Genomic DNA, 20790 nt, shown 5'->3' with positions numbered 1-20790 from the left:
CAGTTGATCTGACATTGGGCAATACTTTGATGAAAGTCGACAGTTTGGATGTGCAGCGATGGCAGAAGTACATAGAGCAAGAGACTGGATTTGTGCTGCCAGACATACAGCTACAGTGGTTGGCTAATGCAATTGATTGTACTGCGATGTCGAACGGATTGAGCGTTCAACAATTATGGTATCAACTATCGAGAAATAATGAGTTGCGTCAGCAGTTGCTAGATAAAGTGCTCATTCATGAGAGTCGCTTCTTTCGACATAGACCCTCTATCAACTTTGTTACAGAGTATGCATTGCAGCATCATAAAGCTGACAACATTGATAGTTTATTTCGTATTTGGAGTGTTGGCTGCGCAAGTGGACAAGAAGCTTGGTCACTGGCCATGAGCTTGGCCGCACAGCGATGTCAAGACTATGTCATATTAGGGACAGACATCAGCGAAGAGGCTATTAAAAGCGCACGGTTGGGGCAATATGATAACAGGCAACAAGCTTTAATCCCGCAATCGTGTCAGCCGTTTGTTCAGCCGCTGCCATCTAAGATTACATTAAACAGATCGAAGCCTGACACACCAGAAGCGGCTAATAGTATGCAGGAGAATTGGCAGGTAGCGCCTGTATTGCAGCCACATGTCAATTTTTCTGTACACAATATTATTGAACAAAAACCACCCACTACGCATCTTCAGAATGTGATTATTTGCCAAAACATGCTGCTATATTTTCGTAAATTTGATCAGCGTGATATTTTGGCACGGTTGTCAGAGCAGTGCGCGTTAGAGGGATATATTATATTGGCTCCAGGTGAGGCGTTGTTCTGGCGTCCTTCAAATATGCGCCGCATTGCGCACCCACAGGTTAATGTGTGGCAAAAAATTAGTGCCTAAATTAGTGCATAGACGAGTTAGGATGAACCTATGAAAAACCAGCCCAATGACATAGTGACGTTTCAGTGGTTGCTACCATTATTCAATCAGCAGTTAACACAGATATCTGACGGTTGGCAATTAGGTGAATCTAGCATCGACCATGAGCAACTGACATTAAGTTATCATCAGGTTAGTGGTGCGCTCATCATGCTCAAACTTCCTTTACTAGCAAATGTTGCTAGCAAGTTGAGTCAACTCGCAGGATTACAAAGTTGTGATGATTTTTCTATTAAAGAGCGCCGTATAGGTCAGTTCTCTCATCGATTATTACAACGAGAGATCAATCAGTATGCGCATACAGGGAAATATCATGTAGGCCTGATAAGTAGAGCAATTGATGAGCTGACCCAAGCTTTGTCTCAACGAGATATAGAAACTGACATTCTTGTAAACATTAGTGATATTCAGCATGAATACATGAATGATCATGCGAATAACGAAAATATTATCAATAGTATTGAAGCCGCCGTGCTGACAGAACAAGCTACCGCTAGCTTGACAAGTGAACAGTGTCAGCAGTTGCTACTCGTATGGCGTCAGCAAGTACAAGCCTTACTGATCACTAATACAAATCAGTCATCAGCACTCAGTACCTTAGAGAAAGCTAGCCAGTATCTTAAGCAGACTACACAAGATAGTGGTTTACAAAGACTATGGTGTTTGACTGAGTTATTGCTAAGTGATCTGGCCCAAAATGAGACGCCACTTCCTGAGCGTTATGCACCATTATTAGGTCAACTTGATCAAGTTATAGAATCTTGTGCCCAGTCAAATGAAGTACCTTCAACTATAGTCGTAAGATTGACCACCGCAATCTATGTCGAATTGAGTTATCTAGCGCACAGTAGCAAACGTACTCAGTCTATTTTGGATAAAGTATCTCAAAGCACTACGACAGCGTCTCGTTTTTTACCGCAATTATTAACTCAGCTCGATGCGCTTATCTTCAAGTTAGATGAGCCAGATAGCTTGGTAGCTCCTTTACAACATATCAGAGAACAGCTCAAAAACCGAGGCTGGACTTACTATGTGTCTCAGGTGGAATCAATCCTTGCAGATTTGAAACAGTCTCTCGTATCAGAAACAAGTTTTGCGCAAGAGCAGTGGCAAATTGAACGCAAGCTGCAAGAGTTATATAACGCTATTTATAGTACTGAACAAACTATTTCACTTAAGATTGGTGATGCGACCTCTTTCGCTACTTTGCCTGAAGTGATAAATAGTAACGAGACAGAATTAACAGGCAATCATGGCTCTATTCCTACCGATGATGGCCTACGTGAGCTTCGAATTGCAGTAGAAGAGATAAAGCAAAATTTCAACGACTATATACAACATCAAGATATTGGGTTATTACCAGCGTCTACTGATTTTACCAGTATTGGTCAAGCTTTTGATGATATGGAATTGCCAGAAATCCGTCATACTATGGATGATATCGGTAGTCTATTTGCACAGTTAACTACTCGTAATATTACTACCCCGAGCTGGAGTTTGGTGCAGGCGTTGGCTGAAAGCTTAACGTCTATTGAGCTATTACTTGATTATCTTGCGCAGCAGGTTTTCGACCAGCAGTTGCTCACTTTAGCAAATGAACATACGGCCAGAGCAACACAGCTTCTTGATACTGATATCGTATCACCAGAAACGATTAACGAGACTGTATTCGCTCAAGAGTCAGCTGCGACGAATGTTGTACGTTACGATGATAGTGGTGAGATCAAACCTGTTATTAATGTAGACGATGCAAATGTAGTTGAACAAGATAGTGTGAGTCTGTCCAACAATACTGAAAGTGATGCACTAAAGCAGGCTCGTGAACACGTGAAGCCTGATAACTTCGAAACAGATGAAGATGTCCACGATATCTTTATCGAAGAAGTGACCGAAATCATCACTGATCTTGAAGATTTCCTTCCTATCTGGGCGCAAGACTCACAAGATCTAACACCGTTGACTGAAGTGCGTAGAGGTTTTCACACTCTAAAAGGCTCAGGTCGTATGGTTGGTGCCTTTAGTATCAGCGAGATAGCATGGTCAATCGAAAACCTACTCAATCGTTTATTAGATAAAACATTGCCAGTAACAGATGATGTTGTAAATCTAGTGGTTGATACCACAAAAATTCTACCAGAATTGGTAGCAGATTTTTCAGCGCAGCGCCCACCAAGCTTTGACCCTGCGATTGCTATCTTACAAAGTAGCAATCTTATGAATCAGCAGCCGGTCAACACTGGACTGACGCTAGCTGAACTTGCTCCTAAAGAGCTTATGTCAGATGATGCAGAATTAGAAAAATCGCTACTAGAGATTGATGATGTTGATACTGATCCTAATAACGATAGTACTGAGTTAGTCACTGACTCGAATAACAAGGAAGCAAATACCAACGAATATCTATCTACATTAGATATTCCAGAGAGTCTTGCACCTTTTATTAGAGAGACTAACCAACTACCAGCTGATGCCGACGATGCAGACCCTGATATCAAAGAGATATTTATAGAAGAGGCCAATGAAGTATTGGCAGAAATTATGCCGTTGTATGAAAGCTGGCAGAAAAACTCGACCGATCTAGAGGGCTTGACAGATATTCGCCGTGGTTTCCATACCTTGAAAGGTTCTGGCCGCATGGTAGGCGCTAACTATACAGCTGAACTAGCATGGTCTATAGAAAACATGCTCAACCGTATTTTAGATAACAGTGTCGCTATCTCAGCTGATATGCGTCAGTTGATTATAGATGTACTGGCAGCTTACCCCAAGATGCTTGTAGCATTTGAACAGGGTACTCAAGACTATCCAGCTGTAGTTCCAGTGTGGATTGCGTGTGCTGATGCGTATAGCAAGCAGCAGGGTAATGGATTTAGCTATGCTGCTTTGTTTGCACAGTCAGTAAGTAGTTCTATAGATGAGATGGAAGAAACAACGCCATGGTCTGATACGGCTGAGACTGGCAATGCTTATGATGACAACAGTAATGAAGCTATAGACTCTACCTTACAGACCTTTCATTCGGTCAATGAAAAAATGGCAGAGGCAGCAGTTGTCCTTACTCCTCAAACTGAAGAAGAAAAAGCATTTTGTAAGATCTTTATTGATGAAGCAGAAGAGTTGCTTGATTGTATCGAGCAGTTTGTCAAAGACAATAGAGAACAGCATCATATAGAAATCACAGATGAAATCGTACGCGCATTTCATACTTTGCGCGGTGCTTCTGGTTCTAGTGCTTTGGCCGCTATCAGCGAAGTCAGTGCGACCATCGAGCATAGCTTGGAGTCATTACAACAACAAGATATAGGCATGAATGCTCAGCACTTAGCAGCATTGGCCCAGTCAGCCACACTAATAGAGGGTTATCTAAATAACTATAAGCAAAATATAGAGCCGCACGATGCATCAACAGAGGACGATGGGTCGCAGAGTCAGCATGATATAGCATCATTGCAGGCCATGCTTGATGAGCAATACGTGGCTAATGACACTACTGTCATGACCAATAAGAAACCGACGATAGAAGAGTTATTAGACAGTAATATTGATACGTTGCTCGATGCTGAGTGGGAATTAGATGATGCGTTGAATCATACTGAGATAGAGCATATTCAAGACTATATAGAGCAGCAAATCTCTCAAATAGCTTCTCTTATGGAAAAAGCGCAAGCATTTCCAAAATTTGTCACAATTTTAGATGAGCTGGGTAATGCGTATCGCTACTTAAGTAATCATATCGATAAAGCTCAAAATCAAGACATTCAAGCGATATTGCATGCAGGTCATGCTCAGCTGATTGGCTTGTTCGATGCCTTAGCTGGAAGTACCTCCTTAAAAATAGATAAACAAGTCATTGATGAACTACAGAGTATCTATCAAGAAAGTAATGACAATGAGGACCTCGGTTTCATCGTTAGAGTTGTTCCAGCAACTGAGCTACAGTTCGAAACCATTGATACTGATATCGAGCTATTAGAGATATTTTTAGAAGAAGCACAAGAGCTTGATACTGCACTAGATGAAAGCTTCAATAAATGGCGGGCCGATATCACCAATATCAATGCGCTGAAAGTTCTACAGCGTCATTTGCACACGATTAAAGGCGGTGCACGGATGGCCGGTATCCGTAGTATTGGTGATTTAACCCACGAAGCAGAAAGCGTCTATGAGTCGTTTGTAGAGAACCGAAGAGCGCCAACCGCGCAGTGGCTTGAAATCATGCAAATGGTGCAAGATACGATGTCACTACAAGTGATGCATATTGTGAGTCATAAGAAATCTTTCTTTACTCCAGAGCTAATTGAACAGTTGCATCAGCTTGAAAAAGCAAAAACGTTACCAGAGGTAGTCGATCTAGTCATACCAGTACCAAAAAATCACTTTGAACCTACAGAGCGTAGCATTGCTGCCAATGTTGTTGACAGTGATAACGAGGTATTGAGTACCCTAAGTCTGGATAGCATGATTAAACAATCATGGGCTAACGGACTTCCTGATCCTGATATATTAGCGGTATTTTTAGAAGAGGCAGAAGAGCTTACCAATCGTAATAAGTATCTACACTTGTTCTTAAAAGATACGAGTAATACTACAGCGTTACAAGCGCTCCAACGTGACTTGCATACCATAAAGGGTGGCGCACGCATGGTCACTGCCTCTGGTATCGCTGACTTAGCTCACGAAATGGAGTCAGTCTATACAGATTTTGTTAGTAATCGACGTCCAGCCACCAAAAAAGTATTAGAGTTGCTGGTTGCAAGTCATGACTGGCTAGCTGATGCAGTATTTATTCTTCAACAACATGTTAACCCACCGACGCCTACGCTGTTAATTGAAGCGTTGGAGCAATTTGGTAGAAACCCTGATAGCCTAAAAACGATACCTAAAGAGTCTCTACAAGCCCAGCGTGAAGCAATCTTGATTGCCAAAGAAAACCAAGATTCGCAGTATCTTGCAAAAGATATCAGTGAAATGCCGTCTATGCTTAGAGATACTCATGAGGAAGATCAGAGCGCTAGTAGCAATGAGATGATTCGTATCTCGGGTGGTTTGATTGAGCACATGATTAATTTATCTGGTGAGTCAGCGATTAACCGTGCTCGTATCGATATGGGTATCAGTAGTCTAACAAACAGTATTGAAGAGATGGGTACGACAGTACAACGTTTGGCAGATCAGCTACGTCGTATGGAGATCGAGCTAGAAGCACAGATTCTATCTCAAATAGATGAGGAACTCATCGATAATGAAGACTTTGACCCTCTAGAGATGGATCAATACTCATCTTTGAATCAGCTGTCTAAATCTTTAACAGAGTCGGCCTCAGATTTGGTTGATATTAATCATACATTATTAGAAAAGACACGTGATAGCGAAAGCCTGCTGCTACAGTTGTCTCGTACCCAGACTGAACTGCAAGATGGTTTGATGAATTCACGTATGGTGCCATTTACACGCTTGACACCACGTCTTGAACGTATCGTACGTCAAACAGCTAACGAGCTTAATAAGTCTGTTGAACTGACCATTGTTAATGCTGATGACGAGATGGATAGAACCATCCTAGAGCGCATTACGTCACCGCTTGAGCATATGTTACGTAATGCTGTCGACCATGGTATTGAAACCACGTCAACCCGTCTGAAGTCAGGCAAAGAGCGTAGCGGTCGTATCACCCTTGAGGTCCGTCGTGAAGGTAGTGAAATCGTCATTCAATTAACAGATGATGGGCGAGGTATTGATGTTGAAGCAGTACGTAGTAAAGCCATCTCTCAGGGTCTAATTGATGCAGATGATAATAGTCTATCAGACCTTGATATTATGCAATATATTTTCAACGCTGGATTAAGTACTAGTCAGCAAGTGACTCAGATTTCTGGACGCGGCGTTGGTATGGACGTTGTTATTAGTGAAATTCGTCAACTAGGTGGAGCGGTATCCGTCGTTTCAGAGTTGGGTAAAGGCTCAAGTTTCACAATGCGTCTACCACTGACGGTAGCCGTGTCTGACGCGTTGGTTGTTCGTGCTGCAGATCGCTACTATGCGATTCCATTGGTACAGATTGAGCGCGTGGTTCGAATGAATCCAGAGAAGCTCTATGACTACTATCAATCAAATGATGCCACATTGAATTTTGAAGACACTGAGTATCGAGTACGTTATCTAAATGAAATTTTATCAGGCAATAAGTTAAATGAGTTGGTGGTAAATACCAATACCAGCTTACCGCTTATCATTATTAAAAACCGTACTGGACAGAATATCGCTTTGCAAGTGGATCAGATTGCAGGTTCGCGCATAGAAGTTGTTGTCAAACCTTTAGGCCAACAGTTATCAAATATTCTAGGGGTTTCAGCTGCTACTATTATGGGTGATGGCTCGGTCATGCTCATCTTAGATTTGATTGCCCTTATGCGTAATGCGCAATTGGTCAAGAATATTACGAAAGCTGCTGATGCTAAAAGAGGACGTATAGAGTCTAAATCTACCATTCTAGTCGTCGATGACTCCGTGACGGTACGTAAAGTAACCTCACGTTTCTTAGAGCGCCAAGGGTTCAATGTGGCAGTCGCTAAAGATGGTATTGACGCAATTGAGATATTGCAAGATATGACACCAGACATGATATTGCTTGATATCGAAATGCCTCGTATGGACGGCTTCGAGGTCGCCACTCAAGTCAGGCATAGCAATCGTCTAAAGCAAATTCCAATTATTATGATAACGTCACGTACTGGCGAAAAGCATCGTGAGCGGGCCCTAGAGATTGGCGTAAATGACTACATGGGCAAACCATTCCAAGAAAAAGAACTGCTTGATAAAATGCAAAAATTACTAGGTGAAGGGGTTAGCCTGACTAATGAAGGATAATGCACGTGTTTTAGCACTGCGAAAAAAAAATAAAGACGATATTAAAGTGATGGTGGTGGCAGAAGACCACCGTCAACGCATGGCTTTTTCAGATACGGTACGTGGTTTCGGTTTTACGCTAGTCGGTTGCGTTTCACGAGCACAGTGGCAGGACGCACACGCGCTGTCTCACGCAGCTATCGATATTTGGCTGATAGACAGTGATTATGATGACAGTGTGGCAATAGCGACGGTGGCATCCAAACCAGCAGCAGTACTGGTTGGCTTCAGTCAGGCTCCGTACCTAAACGAATCACAAGAATATGCAAAATGGCAGCGTAAGTTAAAGCGTAAATTTGCTCAACTGCTTGACTTGCCAATATTGGTAGATGCTCCAGCTTACAAGAGTGCTGATACTGACTGGCATTATGTCGTATTTTTGGGTGCTTCTATGGGTGGCCCTAGTGCGGTTAAAGAATTCTTAGATAATGTGCCAGCCACACTGCCAATTTGTATTTTATTGGCGCATCATTTCAATCAGGCCATGATTGGTACGTTGCCCCGCATACTTAACCGTCACAATGACTGGCGCTGTAAGATTATCGCTTCTTCACAGCGGCTACGAGCAGGAGAGTGTCTGATAGTCCCTATTGATAAGCAGGTTGTCTGCGATTCAACAGGTCGCGTGATACTATTGGATCAAGATTGGCATGGTGAATATAAGCCTGCAATCGGACAGCTGCTCAAAAATACTAGCGATGTTCATGGTAGCGAGCTTATTAATATTATATTTTCAGGTATGGGTAATGATGGCTCTCAGTATCTAGATTTAATCCAAGATAATAACAGTCAATTATGGGCACAAGATCCGAGATTAAGCGCATGTCCAAGTCAACCTCAGGCTATCATTGACTCAGGGCATTGCAATTTTGTTGGTAGTCCTACCGATTTGGCAAAAAAACTAACCGATTACATTGGTGAAAGGGCAGATAGCCATTCACATTAACTTATTGCGAGTGACGTATGACACAAATTTTAAAACATTCGTTTGAGGCTGTGAGTCTGTTGACTACCAACAACGGTATGCTTGACGTCACTATTGTTCCAGCAGTTAACCAGCCGGACTGGATCATTCCAAGTAGCCTAATTTTGAGTGTGGATGAGTCCCAGCAGCAGGTTTCTAGGTACGACTGGCAACAGCAAGATTTGGCTGTATTTCATTTGCTACTGCAAGATCAAATCCCAGACAAAATGGTTGTTTTGGAAGGTAATACGACTGATCACCGTTTTGCCTTACAGACAGCAGGTGATTTGCGTCAGCTGCAAGCACGAATTTCTGAAGTCAAAGATGTAGAGACACATGAACAGTTTAGTACTGCCAATGGCGAAGATAGGGAAGAGTACTTTAATAAAAATGACGTCTCATCCTACCTATATCAAACAGTGATGATTGATGACGAAATCTACTTAGTGCCAGATTTGGATAAAATTGCCTATCACCTGATTGATTCGGATAGCTAGATTCTTATCGCTATTTAAGGTATTCTCCGTTCTATAAATAGTAAGCCAGTAATGTTAATGACTTCATCTGTTGAAGAGCATTAGCTGGCTTATAAAACTGATTAGAGATAATTCCTGATAAAGGTAGTAGAGTCACTCATGAATAATGCCAACTCGAATGTATCAAAGTGGTCGGTTAGTAGCCGTATTTTTCATTGGATTAGTGCAGCCTTACTGTTAGCCACATGGATAATGATACTGCTATATGAGAATTTAGATAGCAATATGTTTATTGGATACCATAAAGCGTTCGGCGTGAGCTTATTATTCTGGATGATTGCTCGAGTCATCAACCGCGTTTTTACTAAGGCGCCACCACCGTTAGCTATGCCAAAATGGCAAATGCTCGTATCTCAGCTGTCACATTTTGCTCTCTATGCCATACTGATTGCTATGCCAATGGTTGGCTTATTGATGGCAGTATATGGCGGTCGACCAGTCGATATTTTTGGTATTTTTCAGATACCTGTATTCGTGACCCCAGATAGAAGTTTGGCTCGTTTTTACAATAACTTGCATACTGAGATTATCTGGCCAATGATTATTGGTTTTACGGTCTTGCATATAGCCGCCGCGCTATACCATCAGTTTGTCAAAAAAGACAATCTCATTGCCCGTATGAAATAATCTATAATCGATAAACATCAAAAAGCCCCAAGTATCAAACTTGGGGCTTTTTTTATTCATTGTAGAAATACGTACTGTTAGAATGCTATTTCTTATGCTCAGGTAAATTGATATTCATCTCTAACACATCTAAGCTGTCTTCAGAACGATGGTTAATATTGACATCATCAATCTGCACACCGTTAACGTATTTGTTCACAACTTCTAAGATTTCACGTTTCATTTTTTCGATGCGATCAACCGTTAAGCGATTGTTCAATCTGTTTTCGCTAGCAACGATAACTTTTAAACGCTCAGTTGCTAAATTTGCGCTACCTGCGTTACTGTTGTCGTCAGTACCAAATAGGCTACTCCAAAATCCTTTTTTCTTAGTCATCATTATCCCCCAAACCAGCGCTGTAATAGACTCTTTTTCTTCACGTCAATATGACGTAATGGACGCTCTTCACCCAAGAAACGGGCGACAATGTCTTCATAACATTGACCAGCCACAGAGTCGGTATAATGGATAACTGGTTCGCCATGGTTGGACGCTTCAAGCACTGAATGGCTCTCAGGAACAACCCCAAGTAGTGGAACTTTTAGGATATCATTTGAGATAGTATCAATATCCATCATCTCATTGGCAGCCGCACGTTCAGGATTATAACGAGTGATAATCAAATGCTCGCGAACAGTCCCTTGGTTCTCTTCTACTTTTTTCGTCTGACTTTGTAGAATACCGATGATTCTATCTGAGTCACGCACTGAAGAGATTTCAGGGTTGGTGACAATAATAGCTTCATCCGCATGATACATCGCTAGCTGTGCACCGCGCTCAATACCAGCAGGCGAGTCACAAATAATATAGTCAAACTGTTTAGAGAGCTCAGCCATTACCTCTGATACCCCTTCGTCTGTCAATGCGTCTTTATCACGCGTCTGACTGGCTGGCAGGATATATAAGTTTTCAAGCTGTTTGTCTTTGACAAGTGCTTGCGACAAACGCGCGTTTCCAGTGATGACATCAACGAAGTCATAAACAATTCTGTTTTCGCAACCCATGATTAAGTCTAGATTACGTAGACCTACATCAAAGTCGATAACAACTGTTTTATAGCCACGTAACGCCAAACCAGCGGCAAAAGAAGCACTTGTCGTGGTTTTACCCACACCGCCTTTACCTGAAGTGATTACAACTATCTTCGCCACAATGGCACACTCCTATGAATCAATGGGATATCTTTTATATAAATAGCAAAATTACATGTTATTCACCTAACATATATACACTATCTTCGAAGCTAGCCTAGCATAAATAAACAAAAATTTATAGCAGCTCGATACTAAAGCAGAAAAACAACCTATGTATCGCTCAATTAGCCTCTCTGCGTGGTATTGGTAGGGTCATAGTCATGCTTTTTGGCTTGTTGAATAGAGCAGCTTAACTACCTTAGTTTTCTATAAAGTCACTTCACCGTGTATTATTTTTAATGGCGTCTTAAGCTTCATCCATCACGGTAAACACTAAGCCTTCGCCTTCTACAAATTTTACTTGTACCGACTTGTCGATGACATGCTCAGGTAAGTTGTCTCGTAAGCAGTAAGTTCCTGCTACTGACACCAATGACGGATTAAAGACTTGGCAAAATATACGGGCATCTTTATCCCCTGTTGCACCTGCCACCAAACGTCCTTGTGCACGGCCATATACATGTAAGCTATTGTCAGTAATCGCTTCAGCGCCGCTATTGATACTACTGGTCAAAATCAAGTCGCCACCAACGTGATTGAGGCTTTGTCCTGAACGCAGCATTTGATCATAGATTAAGCTAGTAATATGCTGGGTACTTACCAATGTCTCGGTTGGCATATTAGATAGTGTCGTTTCAGTAGCAGGTTCGCTCGTGGTAGAAGTATCATCGACGCTATTAGCATTAACTACTTCGGCGTTGTTGTTCTCTACTGCCTTTTGAGTAGGGATGGGGGCTTTTTTACTTGGTAATATACGTTCAATACGCTTACCATCTGCTGGAAATATCGCTAAGCGTTGCTCACGTGCTTGCGCATCCAGCACTCCTGTCACCACGCCAATAGGCTGCAATCCCCATGCCCATAACAGCTCTACCAATGCTGATAAATCCTGCTCAACGTCACTATCAATAAGGATAGGAATATTGCTCGATTTATTGCTGAGCGTTTCAGTTAGCTGAGCTTCTATAGCTGCTAGATCGTTTGTACTAAACTGTACGCGTGAAAACGTCAGCATCTTGCCATAGAAAGCTAGCGCTGGTGCAGTCTGGTTATCGTTAGCTGAAACTGTCATATACAAACCCTTAAAAATAATTCTGTCACGGTATTATGTCTCTTATTACGTCATGCTATTAGATAGCTAAACTATAGATTTAGTATATCTTGGTGCTTCCATTGCTGCACTTTTACTTGCGCTTCAAACGCAGTCAAACTGTCATCAATGATACTAGAAATCAAAGTATCTAGCGCTGTATTATTGGTATCTATTTGCGCAATACCGCTAGCAATTTCCATCATTAATATATCCAAGCGCTTAGGGTCTAAAAGTCGCTTGTTTAATGCATTTACGACGTTCTCACCGATATTGTGCCCGACGTGATGCAGCTGTGATTCAATCAGGCTGCCCGCGATAGGTATCATGCGTAGATAGCGGCGCAACTCAGGTGTGTTGGCCAATCCTTCTTCAATAGCATTGCCCATCTCGCTTGCCAATATACTGCCGCCACCTGATGAGGCAGTCAGTTCCTGCAGCTTTGGTGCAAGCTCTGTACGCAGCACGGATAATACGGCTGCTTCAATCTCATTTCGATTTTTTGCAATCGTCGACTCGATGAATGATTTATGCGTGTCTGAACTGGTTAGCTCTTGTCGAAAGTTTTGTATCGCTGTCAAAATAACGCGATCGGAGAGCTCTTCTAACAGTAGGTCAATGTAGAACTTGATTCGGTTGATCCACGTCTGCGGCAGTACTTGATAGCCAAGCTGATATAGACGTCGTCCAATAACGACCGCTCGGAGCAGTCGTAAAGCACGTAGCTGCGGAAAACAGCCTAATACTTCGTACCAATGAACAAAGGGGAAAAAGAACCAGCGATAATAGACTTTTTGTTTAATAGCAATCGCCCAGCGCAATAACAACTCAACGACTAAAAAGATAGTAAAAAAACCTCCAGCAGTGCGTAGAGGATCATGTAGAGTGCTCTGATACCAATTGAGCGCTTCACTGATGGTTAGCCATTCTGCAGCATTACTACTAAAATTGCTCATCAAAATAGCATCGATACTGATCAATAGCAGATCAATACTGATGGCAATAATCATGACGATATCGTAAGTGAGCTTAAAGCGACTCGGCTTTGGATGGTTCGGTTTTGGCGGCTCATCACTTATTGGATAAGGAGGCTGACTCAAAACAGATTCGGTAGCAAACGGCGAGCTAGTAGTAGAGGTGGGCACAGTCATACCTTATAAGTAATAAATGGCACAAAGAATGGGTCAGAAATCGATATTTACTACCATTTACTATTAAAGTAGACGTCGAAAATCTATGAGTTCATGATTAGTCACATTATCAATGAATAAGGCTAAAAAACAACCCATCCTTGATTAAAATTTACTTATGATGCATGGCTGTTTTAACAGTAAACATCATAAGTAAGATATGACTATTGTGACATTTGTACCCGTAATTTTGTTGTCCAATAACTTTTTATCTCGTGCTCGATACTTATTACATTAACGTTTGTTACATCGATATTTAGTACTTAGTGCGCTTGCATAGACTGTGCTTGGTATTTGATAAAATTTAACGGACAGCCAGTTTAATATGGCTGCTCATGATTGTTAGGCATCTTGCGTTTTAGGATTGGTTTCAAAATCTGCCAACATAGTGCTAATGCGTTCATCTTTTTGACGCCACACTTGTTCAACCCAGTCGAACATTTGAGCTTTTGTGTCTTCATCATTTTCGTAGCCACCTTGTTTGATACTTTCGAACAACGCATCTGGTATGTCGATGTAGCGCAAATCAACGCCCAAGCGTTTGATATTACCTTTCCAAAGATCCCCATAGCTTGGCACACCATCAGGGTATACGATGGTCATGTCTAATATGCCATCGATATCTTCACCTAGCGCGCTGATAGCCAATGATAATCCGCCTGCACGAGGTTTTAATAAGTGCGTATAAGGCGATTTTTGCTGAGCTTGTTTGGCTTTGGTAAAACGAGTACCTTCCAAATAATTTAATAAGGTAAAAGGTTTGTCTTTTAGTAGGGCGCAGGCACGTTTGGCTTCTTCGATGTCTTTGCCTTTTAGCGCAGGGTTTTTGGCGATGGCTTCTTTTGAGTGTCGGCGCATCATTGGAAAATCTAAAAAGTAAAAAGCTTGACCAACGATAGGGATGTAAATCAGCTCAAACTTGGTAAAAAATCGCGTAAGTGGCAAACGTTTTTCGCCAATATACTGCACGATGCTGGTATCGACCCATGATTGGTGGTTGCTCACCAGTAGGTATTTACCATCAGTATGAATATCGTCCGGTAGATTGATACGCCAATCTTTGCGAGGCAACATGTTATCGATCAAGGCACTGTTGCTGCTTATCCAGTGAGTAGCAATTTTGATGATGGCTTTGTCTGCAATAGAGGCGCCAGTAATGACTTTACCGACGCCCATTAGCCATAAAGGAATACTACCACCGAAGCTGTTGGCGGCGATCACACCAGTAGCTGTTGCAAGCGACACAGCTTTACCCAGTTTAGGTGAACGTTTATGCATTTTTCGAATGGTAGATGTCAATCGCATGCTCAATCCTTTTCAGTCTATCTGATTAATAATAAGCAGTATGTCGCTGAATCTGTCCTAGTCAAGTCAGTAACATTATGAACGTAAAGCTTTAAATCATGACTATTCAAAGCCGACAAATTCAGCGATATAATTTTAGCAGAAACATGTTGTAGTGTACGGTTGTAAACGTGACTAGTGGTAGCAAGGCGCGAAAATTTGACCTATAAAATCATTGAAATATAACCTGCACTTCTCATACATAGGTATGACAAAATATTACACAGAGATAGGTTGTAGTTGCCATAATAATGGGGAATGTAGATAAGTACTTAAAAAAGATTAACGGACAATCTTTATAAAAAGCACGATTTTTTAAACTTAAGAGGAAATATTATGCGTAATACTTTAATGATTGCAGCAGTAGCATCAGGTCTAGCACTTAGTGGTTGTACAACAGATCCAAACACTGGACAACAGCGTCTAAATAAAGCTGCTCTAGGTGGTTTAGTTGGTGCAGCAGGTGGTGCAACTATTTCAAAAGCAACAGGCGGCGACAAGACTGGTCGTGATGCAGCTATCGGCGCAGCACTAGGTGCAGGTGTTGGTTACTACATGGAGCGTCAAGCTCGTCAGCTTGAGCAGCAAATGGCTGGCACAGGCGTAACTGTTGAGCAGAACCCAACCACTGGTAACATTGATTTGGTTATGCCAGGTAGCATCACGTTCTCATTTGATGATGCAACCCTTAGCTCATCATTCAAGCCAACGCTTGATAAGCTTGCTTCAACGATGAACCAGTACAACCAAAACACAATTACTATCGCTGGTCACACTGATAGCAAAGGTTCAGCATCTTATAACATGGGTCTGTCACGTGATCGTGCTTACTCAGTTGCTAACTACTTAACAGCTCGCGGTGTTGCTTCAAACCGTGTAAACGTTGTTGCTTACGGTGAGTCACGTCCAATCGCAGACAACAATACTGAATATGGCCGTGGTCAAAATCGCCGTGTTGAGCTAACAGTTAATGCACCACAGAGCGTAAACTAATCAATAGCTATAACTAATAATGTGCTAGATATTTGAGCACATATATTTTAAAAAGAGTCAGCGATATGCTGGCTCTTTTTTTATGTTTTCAGTCTGAATAAAACATTGAGTATTGATAGATAAAGTTAATATTAAATTAAATATTGATAATGATTATCAATAACACTATAATTTGTCAGTGTTTGCTATTAATGCAATATTAAACGTCTTATCGTGCGCACTGAGAGTCAATGTGCATGGCTAAGATAGCCTGCTGTAACATGGCTTGATTATCAAAATAATTGAGGCTACTTAACCAAAACGAATTTTTTGCTATATTTCTTGAGGATATGTATGACAATTACCACAGTAACGAGCCGTAAGCTTTTACCAACTACTTTAGCTGTTGCACTTGCAGGATTGTTAATGGTGTCGGGCTGTACAAAGCAAGCCGATGAAGACACCAATGCTGCGACAGAAACGCAAACAGAAGTAGCAAACACAGAGACAGCTGATAATTCAGAGATGACTGCTGCCGAAAAAGCACATATTGATAGATTGATTATCAGTTATGCAAATATGGCACACGCCGCTTATAAAGATTCGTTGGACACGGCCAAAGCGCTACAAACTGCGGTAGAAACTTACGTGGCCACTCCAACACAAGAAAACCTTGATGCTGCAAAGGCTGCCTATAAAGCAGCACGTCAGCCATATTCACAAACTGAGATTTTCCGTTTTGATGAAGGCTTTGTGACTGCTAATGACAAACGTACTATCAACAGCATCGATAGCTGGGAAGGGCAGATCAATGCTTGGCCACTTGATGAAGCGCTGATTGATTATGTTGGTGATGACTATGAAGGCGAATATAACAGCCAAGAGAACATCATCAATAGCGACAGCATTACTGTCGGTAGTATCAAGCAAGATACCAGTACGATTACACCTGAGCTACTTGCAGAAATGAATGAAATCGGTGGTAGTGAAGCCAACGTAACGACTGGCTATCATGCGATTGAATTTATGCTGTGGGGTCAAGACAACAATGGCGTAAAAGAAGGTGCAGGTAATCGCCCAGTCACTGACTATGCGACTGAAGCTGGACAGTGTACTAGTGGTGAGACCGCCAATGAAGATGCCAGTATCTGTGAGCGCCGTGGTGAATTCTTAACTGCTGCAACTCAACTATTGGTTGATGATTTGACCGCGATGGAAGCTCAGTGGCAGCCTGATACTGAAAATACCTTACGTAGTGATTTGATAGCGCGCAAATATGACAATGGTCTGCGCCAAATTATGTATCAAATGGGTAGCCTAGCATTAGGTGAGCTTGCTTCTGAGCGTATGCAGGTCGCTTTTGTTACTGGCTCTACTGAAGATGAGCACGAATGCTTTAGTGATTTGACTCATTTGAGCTATGCCAATAATGCGCGCGGTATCCAAAACGTCTTTAATGGTAGCTATACAACAGTCGCTGGTAAGACAGTGGGCGGCTACGGTATCAAAGATTATCTAACGGATAACGGCCACACAGAAGCTGCTGATAAATTGGCTGCTGAGTTCAACAAAGTAGAAGGCGCGTTTAACGTTATCGTTGAAAAAGGCGAAAAAGACGGCATCAAGATTGACCAGATGATTGCAACTGTCGGTCAAGCCAGCCAAGAAGGTATCTCTGCTGAAGAACAAAACGTCCGTCGTGGATGGGTTGAAGCGGGTATCACTAGCTTACAAGAGCTGACCGCCAGTATCGAAAACGCTGCAAAAGCAGTTGGAATCGATAATCTAGACGCAGATGCAGGGTCACAATTTTAAGCAAAAATTTAAGCTAGCGGCTCTTATTTAAAAGCCTTTCATTGGCTTTGCGACGTTTTATTAGTCGTTATAGGTCAGTAACCGCTGTTTATTAGATACTTAGATTAGATATAATACGTGCGTTGTCAGCCACCGTTGGCAACGCATTTTTACGAGCATTAAATAAGCCGATTGACCGGTGTACCACCTTATTATATGTCGATAGGCAATGATTGTGACGACATATAATGAGATGGTATGACAGAATTTTAATGGTTCTACTCTAGCGCTAAGGCAATTAATTTCTATGAACGCCAATTATGTTAACCCTTCTGATTCTCCTCTTGCTGCTCAAATCCTACGACATATACCTTCTAAGCTTGCGCTAATTATCGCCAGTGCAATGGCTATCAGTGCGTGTCAATCATCTGATAGCGTTTCTGACGATACTTCTAGTGATGCTTCAGAGCAGGCCTCAAATAATGAAAGCAGCAGTGAAAACAGCCAAGCGCTGTCATCTGAACACGCCAAAAATATAGAAACACTGGCAGGCGTTTCAATGCAGCAACTGGTGAGTTTTGACCCTCAAGAGATCAAGCAGGGCGGCGACTCTGGTATTAGCATTAGCAGTGCTGAAAGCTACTCAAAGCCTTCATCGAATCTAGCAGCTTCTCGTAAAGGGTCGTTCTTTATCGGTAATGCGTTCTTTAAGCAGCCATGGGTGGTCGCTCCTGCTAGTACTGATAGTCGTGATGGACTGGGTGCATTATTCAATGTGGCCGCTTGCCAGTCCTGTCATGTCAAAGATGGGCGAGGTCATGCGCCGATGACTGCCGATGACGATGCTGATAGTTTATTGATTCGTTTGTCTATGCCAGCGACGACCGATGAGCAACGTCAGCAGCTACAGGATTCGCTAATTGAAAAGGTAGCTCATCCTATGTATGGTGGGCAGCTACAAGATCGCGGTATTCAGGGCGTGCCTGCTGAAGCGAGAATTGCGGTGCAATGGACAGACAAACCAGTTACCTTTGCTGACGGATACGTCGAGACGCTGCGTGCGCCAATGTTTAATTTGACCAAACCTGGTTACGGTGCTTTTGACGATGACATGATGGTATCACCGCGTGTGGCGCTACCGATGATTGGGCTTGGGCTACTAGAGCAAATACCTGACGATGACATTAAAAAACAAGCCAGCGACAGTAATGATAGCGATATCAGTGGTAAGTTTAACTGGGTCATGGATCCACAAACGGGCAAGCGTGCGCTTGGACGATTTGGGTGGAAAGCGGGTCAAACCAAACTTATCACCCAAAACCAAAGTGCCTTTAACGAAGATATGGGTTTGACATCAAACATCCGTCCTCACGAATCCTGTATGCCAACGCAGACCGCTTGCCTAAATGCAGCGACAGGTGCTGATGAGCAGGGCAATGGTAAATCACCTGTGGAAGTAAATGATGAGGTCGCTAAATTTGTAGAATTTTATACTCGAAATCTAGCAGTGCCGCATCGCCGTAATGCAGATGATAAGCTTGTGCTAGCTGGCAAAAAGCGTTTTTATGACATGGGTTGTCAAAGCTGTCATACGCCAAGATATCAGTTGCCAAAAACCGACGATGATCATCTTGAGCAGCATGGTCAAGTGATTTATCCTTACACAGATTTGCTATTGCATGATATGGGCGATGATCTCGCTGATCGTACGATTGCTGGCAAACTACCACCGAAAAGTGCCCAAGTTGAGTTTTTAGCCAACTCTTATGAATGGCGTACGCCAGCACTTTGGGGCGTAGGGCTTGCGCAGACAGTTGATCCTCAAGCAACGTTTTTGCATGATGGCCGTGCACGTACATTGATGGAAGCGGTTTTATGGCATGGCGGAGAAGCCGAAAAGCAAAAGCAACAAGTATTAAAGTTAGACAAACAAGGTCGCGCAGAGCTTAATGCGTTCCTAAAGTCGCTGTAATAAAATCACTGTAATAAAGTCGCTATTATAAAATCAGTATAAAAACGCTATAAATTACTACCTATAACATTACCGAGAAACCTATGAAAATAAACCACGCTTTGGCAATGGCGCTATCTGCATTAAGTGCTGGACTGTTGATCAGTTGTGTCAAACCTGCCGATGACAACAAAACTGCAGATGTAGACAGCCAAAAAGTTGTGCAAGACAATGCATCTACTGACAGCTCAGTAGAAAACAGCAAAGAAAGTACTGAGCAAATCGTTGCAGTAGATATCAGCCCTGAGACTGCAAAAACGTATTTGACGCATGTGGCAGACGATATCGTGATTCCTGCGTATGCTGATGCAGCAAAGCAAAGCGATCTGTTGAACGAACTGGCGCAGAAACATTGTACCCAAGCACCCGTAAGTGGCGATGAGCTACAAGCATTACGTGCACAGTGGCTAGTATTGGCACAAGCATGGTCAAGTGCTGAGATGGTCAACTTTGGTCCTGCGACTGCTAGCATGAGTAATCTATACATTAACTACTATCCTGACGAGCGCGGACTCGTACATAGTGGTGTGGCTGACTTAATCGCAGCCAATCCAAAACTAACGCCAGAGCAACTTGCTGGCGAGAGTGCTATCGTACAGGGTGTGCCAGGGTTAGAAGAAGCTTTGTTTGCCAATGAAAGTTTAGACGCTGGTCAGTGTGCTTACGTGCTTAGTGCTAGTAGTGCGTTGAGCACGCGTCTAAAAGACATCGAGAAAAACTGGCAGCAAAACGCGACTGATTTATTGGCGATAGACAAAACAGCAGAAAGCGATAGAGGCTTAAATCAATGGATTAACTCTCTACTGTCATTGATTGAGACCATGAAGTCTAATGCCATTGATCAGCCACTCGGTCTAACAGGTAGAGCAAAAGGCCATTTGCCTGCTGCTACTGCTGGTCAAAGCCGCGCTATCATCAATGCTAAGTTAGATACGATTAATAAAGCCATGACTGACCCAGTACTGACGGCTATTCTTGGCAGCAATGATGAAAACAAAGTTTCGGATAATCTATCGACTGCATTGGCTGACACGACTGCATTATTAGCGCAAATGCCAGAAGATTTATCAAAAGCGAATAAGGATGATCAACAAGCGTTGTACGATCATTTGACTGATGTCACTCGTCTGATTAAACGCCAGTTAATCCCAGCACTTGGTATCCGTGTGGGCTTTAACAGCACTGATGGCGATTAGA

At 42.4% G+C, this 20790-nt stretch carries 14 protein-coding genes; 9 read left to right on the top strand and 5 right to left on the bottom strand.

What is annotated here, in order from left to right; all coding sequences use genetic code 11:
* The first annotated feature begins 29 nt into the window (after positions 1-29).
* The 5 genes from ACS8FA_RS26620 (at position 30) to ACS8FA_RS26600 (ending at position 9959) form a co-directional block, all read left to right on the top strand.
* On the top strand, positions 30-887 hold the full coding sequence (locus ACS8FA_RS26620; protein ID WP_439266328.1) for a CheR family methyltransferase: 858 nt from the start codon (positions 30-32) through the stop codon (positions 885-887).
* A gap of 30 nt (positions 888-917) precedes the next feature.
* A complete protein-coding gene (locus ACS8FA_RS26615) occupies positions 918-7793 on the top strand; it encodes an Hpt domain-containing protein (protein WP_439266330.1) in 6876 nt (2291 codons plus the stop codon).
* On the top strand, positions 7783-8778 hold the full coding sequence (locus ACS8FA_RS26610) for a chemotaxis protein CheB (protein WP_439266332.1): 996 nt from the start codon (positions 7783-7785) through the stop codon (positions 8776-8778). The genes ACS8FA_RS26615 and ACS8FA_RS26610 overlap by 11 nt, the downstream gene beginning before the upstream one ends.
* 17 nt (positions 8779-8795) lie before the next feature.
* Positions 8796-9293 (top strand): hypothetical protein, encoded by a 498-nt coding sequence (locus ACS8FA_RS26605; protein WP_439266334.1) that lies wholly within the window; start codon positions 8796-8798, stop codon positions 9291-9293.
* Positions 9294-9431: 138 nt separating this feature from the next.
* Positions 9432-9959 (top strand): cytochrome b, encoded by a 528-nt coding sequence (locus ACS8FA_RS26600; protein WP_101206018.1) that lies wholly within the window; start codon positions 9432-9434, stop codon positions 9957-9959.
* Between the two features lie 85 nt (positions 9960-10044).
* Here ACS8FA_RS26600 and minE read toward each other — a convergent pair whose 3' ends face one another.
* The 5 genes from minE to yihG form a co-directional block, all read right to left on the bottom strand.
* Positions 10045-10335 carry a cell division topological specificity factor MinE gene (minE, locus tag ACS8FA_RS26595; RefSeq protein WP_057762631.1) on the bottom strand — a complete coding sequence of 97 codons (291 nt, stop codon included), beginning with the start codon at positions 10333-10335 and terminating at the stop codon, positions 10045-10047.
* 2 nt (positions 10336-10337) lie between these two features.
* On the bottom strand, positions 10338-11150 hold the full coding sequence (gene minD, locus ACS8FA_RS26590; protein ID WP_057761560.1) for a septum site-determining protein MinD: 813 nt from the start codon (positions 11148-11150) through the stop codon (positions 10338-10340).
* A gap of 289 nt (positions 11151-11439) precedes the next feature.
* A complete protein-coding gene (minC, locus tag ACS8FA_RS26585; RefSeq protein ID WP_165597116.1) occupies positions 11440-12264 on the bottom strand; it encodes a septum site-determining protein MinC in 825 nt (274 codons plus the stop codon).
* Positions 12265-12335: 71 nt separating this feature from the next.
* Positions 12336-13433, bottom strand: a complete 1098-nt coding sequence (locus ACS8FA_RS26580) for a hypothetical protein (protein WP_439266338.1) — start codon at positions 13431-13433, stop codon at positions 12336-12338.
* 381 nt (positions 13434-13814) lie between these two features.
* Positions 13815-14777: a 1-acylglycerol-3-phosphate O-acyltransferase, YihG family gene (yihG, locus tag ACS8FA_RS26575; RefSeq protein ID WP_238052816.1), complete on the bottom strand. Its 963-nt coding sequence runs from the start codon at positions 14775-14777 to the stop codon at positions 13815-13817.
* 375 nt (positions 14778-15152) lie between these two features.
* Here yihG and ACS8FA_RS26570 point away from each other — a divergent pair, with 375 nt between their 5' ends.
* From ACS8FA_RS26570 to ACS8FA_RS26555, 4 genes are all read left to right on the top strand, one after another.
* A complete protein-coding gene (locus ACS8FA_RS26570; RefSeq protein WP_057761553.1) occupies positions 15153-15809 on the top strand; it encodes a YiaD family glycine zipper/OmpA-like lipoprotein in 657 nt (218 codons plus the stop codon).
* Between the two features lie 333 nt (positions 15810-16142).
* Positions 16143-17603 carry an imelysin family protein gene (locus ACS8FA_RS26565; RefSeq protein WP_439266340.1) on the top strand — a complete coding sequence of 487 codons (1461 nt, stop codon included), beginning with the start codon at positions 16143-16145 and terminating at the stop codon, positions 17601-17603.
* 382 nt (positions 17604-17985) lie between these two features.
* Positions 17986-19554 carry a di-heme oxidoreductase family protein gene (locus ACS8FA_RS26560; RefSeq protein WP_439266370.1) on the top strand — a complete coding sequence of 523 codons (1569 nt, stop codon included), beginning with the start codon at positions 17986-17988 and terminating at the stop codon, positions 19552-19554.
* Positions 19555-19637: 83 nt separating this feature from the next.
* Complete coding sequence (locus ACS8FA_RS26555) at positions 19638-20789, top strand: imelysin family protein (RefSeq protein WP_439266342.1); 1152 nt, start codon at positions 19638-19640, stop codon at positions 20787-20789.
* Position 20790 lies beyond the last annotated feature (1 nt).

This window comes from Psychrobacter sp. 1Y1 (assembly GCF_051847395.2).
In the GTDB taxonomy this organism is placed as follows: Bacteria; Pseudomonadota; Gammaproteobacteria; order Pseudomonadales; family Moraxellaceae; genus Psychrobacter.
Note: the sequence above shows the minus strand (reverse complement) of the source record. Positions and strands in the feature narration are given on the sequence as shown.

What these genes read in the sequence shown, in the direction of transcription:
- ACS8FA_RS26620 (WP_439266328.1), top strand. Translation starts at nt 30, where the DNA reads ATGAAAGTCGACAGTTTGGATGTGCAGCGATGGCAGAAGTACATAGAG.
- ACS8FA_RS26570 (WP_057761553.1), top strand. Translation starts at nt 15,153, where the DNA reads ATGCGTAATACTTTAATGATTGCAGCAGTAGCATCAGGTCTAGCACTT.
- minE (WP_057762631.1), bottom strand. Translation starts at nt 10,335, where the DNA reads ATGACTAAGAAAAAAGGATTTTGGAGTAGCCTATTTGGTACTGACGAC.
- ACS8FA_RS26605 (WP_439266334.1), top strand. Translation starts at nt 8,796, where the DNA reads ATGACACAAATTTTAAAACATTCGTTTGAGGCTGTGAGTCTGTTGACT.
- ACS8FA_RS26560 (WP_439266370.1), top strand. Translation starts at nt 17,986, where the DNA reads ATGGCTATCAGTGCGTGTCAATCATCTGATAGCGTTTCTGACGATACT.
- ACS8FA_RS26610 (WP_439266332.1), top strand. Translation starts at nt 7,783, where the DNA reads ATGAAGGATAATGCACGTGTTTTAGCACTGCGAAAAAAAAATAAAGAC.
- ACS8FA_RS26600 (WP_101206018.1), top strand. Translation starts at nt 9,432, where the DNA reads ATGAATAATGCCAACTCGAATGTATCAAAGTGGTCGGTTAGTAGCCGT.
- ACS8FA_RS26615 (WP_439266330.1), top strand. Translation starts at nt 918, where the DNA reads ATGAAAAACCAGCCCAATGACATAGTGACGTTTCAGTGGTTGCTACCA.
- minC (WP_165597116.1), bottom strand. Translation starts at nt 12,264, where the DNA reads ATGACAGTTTCAGCTAACGATAACCAGACTGCACCAGCGCTAGCTTTC.
- ACS8FA_RS26555 (WP_439266342.1), top strand. Translation starts at nt 19,638, where the DNA reads ATGAAAATAAACCACGCTTTGGCAATGGCGCTATCTGCATTAAGTGCT.
- ACS8FA_RS26580 (WP_439266338.1), bottom strand. Translation starts at nt 13,433, where the DNA reads ATGACTGTGCCCACCTCTACTACTAGCTCGCCGTTTGCTACCGAATCT.
- ACS8FA_RS26565 (WP_439266340.1), top strand. Translation starts at nt 16,143, where the DNA reads ATGACAATTACCACAGTAACGAGCCGTAAGCTTTTACCAACTACTTTA.
- yihG (WP_238052816.1), bottom strand. Translation starts at nt 14,777, where the DNA reads ATGCGATTGACATCTACCATTCGAAAAATGCATAAACGTTCACCTAAA.